Origin of the sequence: Falsiroseomonas oryziterrae, assembly GCF_021864505.1 — a bacterium.
Lineage (GTDB): Bacteria > Pseudomonadota > Alphaproteobacteria > Acetobacterales > Acetobacteraceae > Falsiroseomonas > Falsiroseomonas oryziterrae.
Map to the genome: position 1 here is coordinate 1 of NZ_JAKJIB010000320.1, position 4,752 is coordinate 4,752.

General features: G+C 73.3%; 4 protein-coding genes. 1 reads left to right on the plus strand and 3 read right to left on the minus strand.

Going from position 1 to position 4,752, the window contains the following annotated elements; all coding sequences use genetic code 11:
- Positions 1 to 930: DUF1254 domain-containing protein (locus tag L2I40_RS19205; RefSeq protein ID WP_237216793.1), on the minus strand; the 930-nt coding region annotated here is incomplete at its 3' end.
- 134 nt (positions 931 to 1,064) lie between these two features.
- Positions 1,065 to 2,033, minus strand: coding sequence for a helix-turn-helix domain-containing protein (locus L2I40_RS19210; RefSeq protein ID WP_237216794.1), 969 nt, complete (start codon positions 2,031 to 2,033; stop codon positions 1,065 to 1,067).
- A 239-nt stretch (positions 2,034 to 2,272) separates the two neighbouring features.
- Here L2I40_RS19210 and L2I40_RS19215 point away from each other — a divergent pair, with 239 nt between their 5' ends.
- Positions 2,273 to 3,007 carry a porin family protein gene (locus tag L2I40_RS19215; RefSeq protein WP_237216795.1) on the plus strand — a complete coding sequence of 245 codons (735 nt, stop codon included), beginning with the start codon at positions 2,273 to 2,275 and terminating at the stop codon, positions 3,005 to 3,007.
- 31 nt (positions 3,008 to 3,038) lie between these two features.
- Here the strand turns inward: L2I40_RS19215 and L2I40_RS19220 are convergent.
- Positions 3,039 to 4,752: sulfatase-like hydrolase/transferase (locus L2I40_RS19220; protein WP_237216796.1), on the minus strand; the 1,714-nt coding region annotated here is incomplete at its 5' end.

The window sequence follows — 4,752 nt, forward strand, 5'->3', positions numbered from 1 at the left end:
CGGGCCCTCGGCGGCCGCGCGCTCCAGCGCGGCGCGGGCCGCGGGCGGCACGGCGGCGATGTCGAAGGGCTGACCGGCGCGGAGGCCGATCCGGGCCATGCGCGCCAGGATCGGCTGGTCGTAGGCGCCGGGCGGATGGGTCCGCAGCAGCGTCGCGCCGAGCGCGAAATAGGCGGCGGCCGGCATGCCGTTGACCTGGGCGAGCGGCGGCGTGCGCATGTCCACGCCGGGATCCACCTGGCCCGTCGCCGGCTCGGCCGGCTGGCCGAGGCGGCTCAGCGGCGTCAGCCCGTAGCCGTCCTGCTGGCGGTGGACATTGGCGTAGTCGGCCGTGCCGTTGGTCTGGGTGCGCCCGATGATCCAGGCCATCGGCGTCGGCGCCGCGATGCGCTCGACGCCCGCGGGCAGCGTGCCGGTCCAGCCGGGTGCGGTGATCGCGTAGCGTCCGGCGCCGCGCCCGGTGGTGCGCGTGCCCGGCGAGGCGAAGACGTTCGACCACATGTCGAGCATCGGCATCAGGTAGTAGCGGCCATCCGCACTGGCGGTGTCGGGCAGGGAGAGCACGATCGGCTCGCGCCGCAGGTCGAGCCAGGCCACGGAGTAGAGCGTGTCGAAGTTCGGCCGCACCACGTCGCGGAAATCGGCCGGCGGGAAGCTGCGGAGATGCACGAAGCCGTTCATCGGCCCGCGGAACGGGTTCTCGCCCATGCGCGCGTAGTTGGTGGCCTGCCGGCGCGTCACCTCCATGGTGATGAGCGGGTAGAGGTAGATGTAGGCCTCGAGCGCGATCGCGTCGGCCAGCGCGGCGTCGAGCGTGGCTGCCGCTGCAGGGGGCGCCGCGGCCTGCTGCGCCTGCGCGCCCGTATGCGTGGCGAGCGAGGCGGCCGCGAGCGTCGCGGAGGCCAGCATCAGGTCGCGTCGTGTGGTCATGGTCCTTGCCTTCCGGTCCCGTCCACCGGCGCCGTCCTGCCGCCGTTTCGACCGGGAGGATGGCCCTGCTGCCGCGCGGCGCGGAACGCGCGGGCGCTATCCGCTTTGGGCAAGATTGCGGGTTCCGCCGGAGATCAGGCCGGCCGGGCCGCGGTGATCGTCTGCGAGGGCAATTCGCCGAACATCTGCCGGTAATCCCGCGCGAAGTGGCCGAGGTGCCAGAAGCCATGCGACAGCGCGACGCTCTTCACCAGCGGCGCATCTTCGCCGTCCGACCGCAACGCACGGCGCACGAGCACCAGGCGGCGCAGCTTGAGGTAGGCCGGAGGGCTCATGCCGACCGTGGCGGCGAAGGCGTCGTGCAGCTTGCGCCGCGACACGCCGAGCGCGACGCAGAGGTCGTCGCGATAGATCGGCCGGGAGATGTTGGCCTGCAGCAGATCCTCGGATTGCCGGAACACGCGCAGCATCTCGCGCGTGGCGCGTCGTGCGGCGCGCAGTGCGACCCCCGCGGTCATCGCCTCCGCGGCCAGCTCCCGCAGCGACGCGGCGAGGCTCGGCGCCGCGCCCGGTGCCGCGAGCTCCGCAGGGCGCGTCTGCGCCATCTCGGCGGCGGCGAGCAGGGCAGCCTGGAGCTGCGCGGCCGGACCATCGGGAATGTCGAGCACCGCCGCCGAGCCGCTGCTGCGCACGGGCGGTGGCCCGAGCTCCTCCAGATCCGCGAGGAAGGCCTGTGGGAGCGCGACGGACACCCAGCTGCGCCGGCTGCTGCCCGCCGTGACGAGCTCCGCCCCGCCGGCCAGCAGGAGCGCGTCGCGGCTGCCCAAGGCGATGCCGTTCACCGAGGTCGCGCCGTCGTCGTGGCGCACCGGCTGGACGATCGCCGCGATGCCGGGTTCGATCGCCCCGCGGTTCAGGCAGGCCCCGATCTCGACATGCTGCGCCGTGACGCCGTCCATCCGCAGCGCGCGCAGCGCCGCGTGGAAGGGTTGGCCGGGGTGCGGCATGTACTCCATGCGGGCGCCCTGCAGCACGCGGCCGAGATGGTCGTGATCCGCGGTGCGGACGACGCTGCCGATGATCGCGCCCGCGGCGCCTTGCATGCCGTTCCCCTCGCGCCGCGCCGGCGACAGGTCGGTGGTCCGGGGACGAGTTTGCCCGAAACGGATAGCGGGAACAGCTGTGATCTTGGATGTTCCGGGCCAGCCTGTTCCGACGGGGCGGGGCGCGGATCCAGGAGCGGGCGATGGCGGGTGTGCGGGTGGCGCGGTGCGGCAGGGCGGGCCCCTGCGCGTCGTCGCGACAGCAAGGCGGCTGGCGGCGGGCAGGTCACCTTCTCGCGATGGTCGGGCTGCTCGGCTTCGGCGCCGCATTCCAGGCCCGTGCGCAGGAGCCGCAGGCGGGCTGGCGCTTCGCGGTGACGCCGTATCTCTGGGCCGCCGGCGTGTCGGGCACCGCGACGCTGCCGCGCGAGACGCGCGACTTCGACGTGGATTTCGGCGACGTGCTCTCCGACCTGAACCTCGCGCTGATGGGCAGCTTCGAGGCGCGCTACGGCGGGCGGCTCAGCCTGATCCTGGACGCGATGACGCTGAGCGTGGAGGAGGATTTCGCGACGCCGCGGGGCGTGGCCTTCGCCGGCGGGAGGAGCGAGCTGACTGCGACGCAGCTGAGCGCGGTCGGCCTGCTGCGGATCTGGCAGGAGCCCGGCTTCGGGCTCGACCTCGGCGCCGGCATGCGGGCCTGGTGGGTCGAGAACAAGGTGACGCTGAACCCCGGCCTCGCGGCGGGCCGTTCCTCCAGCGCCTCGGCCGATTTCGTGGACCCGATCCTGGCGCTGCGCGTCGAATTCCGGCTGGCGGAGCGCTGGTCGGCCGTCGCCTATGCCGACATCGGCGGCTTCGACACCAGCTCGCGCCTGACCTGGCAGCTGTTCGGCGCGGTCAGCTGGCAGGCGACGGAGAGCGTCAGCGTGCAGGCCGGCTACCGCTACCTGGCGGTGGAGCGGGAGCGCGGCGATCTCGGCCTCGATCTCGGCTTCGGCGGGCCGCTGCTCGGCGTCACCTTCCGCTTCTGACGGGCGGGCCGTCGACGCCGCCCGCCGGGTCTCAGAGATCGACGCGGTCCAGCGTCCATTCGATGCGCGGGAAGTCCGGCATCTCGCGCCCGTCATCCGCGCCGATCTCGGCGGCGATGGCGCGTTCGAGCTTCGCGCTCATCGCCTCCACCAGCGGCGCGTTGCGCGCGCGGTCGGCGGCGAGGTTGCGGGTCTCGGTGGGATCGGCCTGCAGGTCGAAGAGCTCGACGTCGTTCCAGCGATAGAGCTCGTCGAGCGTGGTGGGGCGGTTGCGCTGCGTGGGCGCGAAGTAGCGCGTGAACTTGTGCCGGCCGTCGAAGACCGAGCGCAGGCTGCCGCGCTTCGTCAGGTCGGGCTGGAAGCCCTGGCGGCGCAGCTCCTCCTTCGGGTCGAGGCCGGCGGCGCGCGCGGTCGCCACCGCCTGCCACAGCGAGGCGTCGTTGGTGCTGAGACCGCTGTAGGTGAACAGCACGCCCTCGCGCAGCGCGTTCGCGCCGGCGGCGCCGGGATTGGCGAGCAGCGGCGTGAGGTCCTTGCCGGGCAGCGTCCGCCGCGCGAGTTCCGCCACGCGCCCCGGCGCCACGCCGGCCATGCCGAGCAGCGTGGGCACGAGGTCGATGTGGCCGGACAGCGCGCGGCAATCCTGCCCGCCGCGCACATCCGGATGCGTGACGTAGAGCGGGAGGTGCGTGGTCTCCTCGTAGGCGAAGGGGCCCTTGCCGTGCAGGCCGTGGGCGCCGGCCATCTCGCCGTGGTCGGCGGTGAAGACCACCGCCGTGCGGTCGGCCAGCCGCAGCAGGTCAAGCTCCGCCAGCAGCGCCGAGAGCGAGTTGTCCACGTTGCGGATGCAGTTGATGTAGTAGTCGTGGAAGCGGCGCCAGCGCTCCGGCTCCGGCGGGATGTGGCCGAGCACGATGTTCCACATGCGCTGGAACTCGCCATGCGCGGCGGGCCGGCCGGGCGCGTCGAAGGCCTCGGTCAGCGTGGGCGGCACCGGCGTGTCCCAGGTGGCGCGGTAGAGCGCGTGGTCGGGCGCGCGCTGCGGGCGCTGGATCAGGGTGCCGCTGTCCTGCACCGCCTGGCCCGGCGCGTCGGTGTTGAAGAACATGACGTCGTGCGGGTTCACCAGGCTGACGAAGAGCGCCCAGGGCTTGCCCTCGTCCTGCAGCACGCGGCCGTGACGGCGGAGCCAGGTGACGGCGCTGCCGGCGATCAGGTGGTCGAAGTGATAGCCGCCGAGCGCATGGCCGATGATGTCGCCGACGCCGTTGTAGTCGGCGAAGCCGTGCTCCTCCATCTCGCGCGTGAAGAGGCGGTCGGGCTCCGCGACGTCGAAGCTGTCGTTGAGGTGCCACTTGCCCTTGTAGGCGGTGTGGTAGCCGGCGGCGCGCAGCATGTGGCCGATGGTCGGGATGTCGGGCGCGAGGCGCGTCACCCAGGGCACGTCCGTGTTCTCGAACATGCGGTTGTCGGGCGTCTGCAGCCCGGTCATCAGCACGGCGCGGGACGAGGTGCACATCACCGCCGGGCAGTAATGCGCGTGGAAGGTGACGCCGCCGCGCGCGAGGCGCTCATGCGCGGGCAGCGAGAGGCCGGCGGGAAGCCGCGCGGCGTAGCGCTCCTGGTCGGTGAAGACGAAGAGGAGGTTCGGCGGACGCGCACTGCCGCCGCGGAGCGCGAGGGCCGGCGCGGCGACCGCCTGCGCGCGCGCCGCGCCTTGGGTGCCGCCGGTTGTCGCCATGCCG

Bases quoted from the DNA above. Each gene is read 5' to 3' on its own strand.
- L2I40_RS19210 (WP_237216794.1), bottom strand. From the start codon at position 2,033: ATGCAAGGCGCCGCGGGCGCGATCATCGGCAGCGTCGTCCGCACCGCG.
- L2I40_RS19215 (WP_237216795.1), top strand. From the start codon at position 2,273: ATGGTCGGGCTGCTCGGCTTCGGCGCCGCATTCCAGGCCCGTGCGCAG.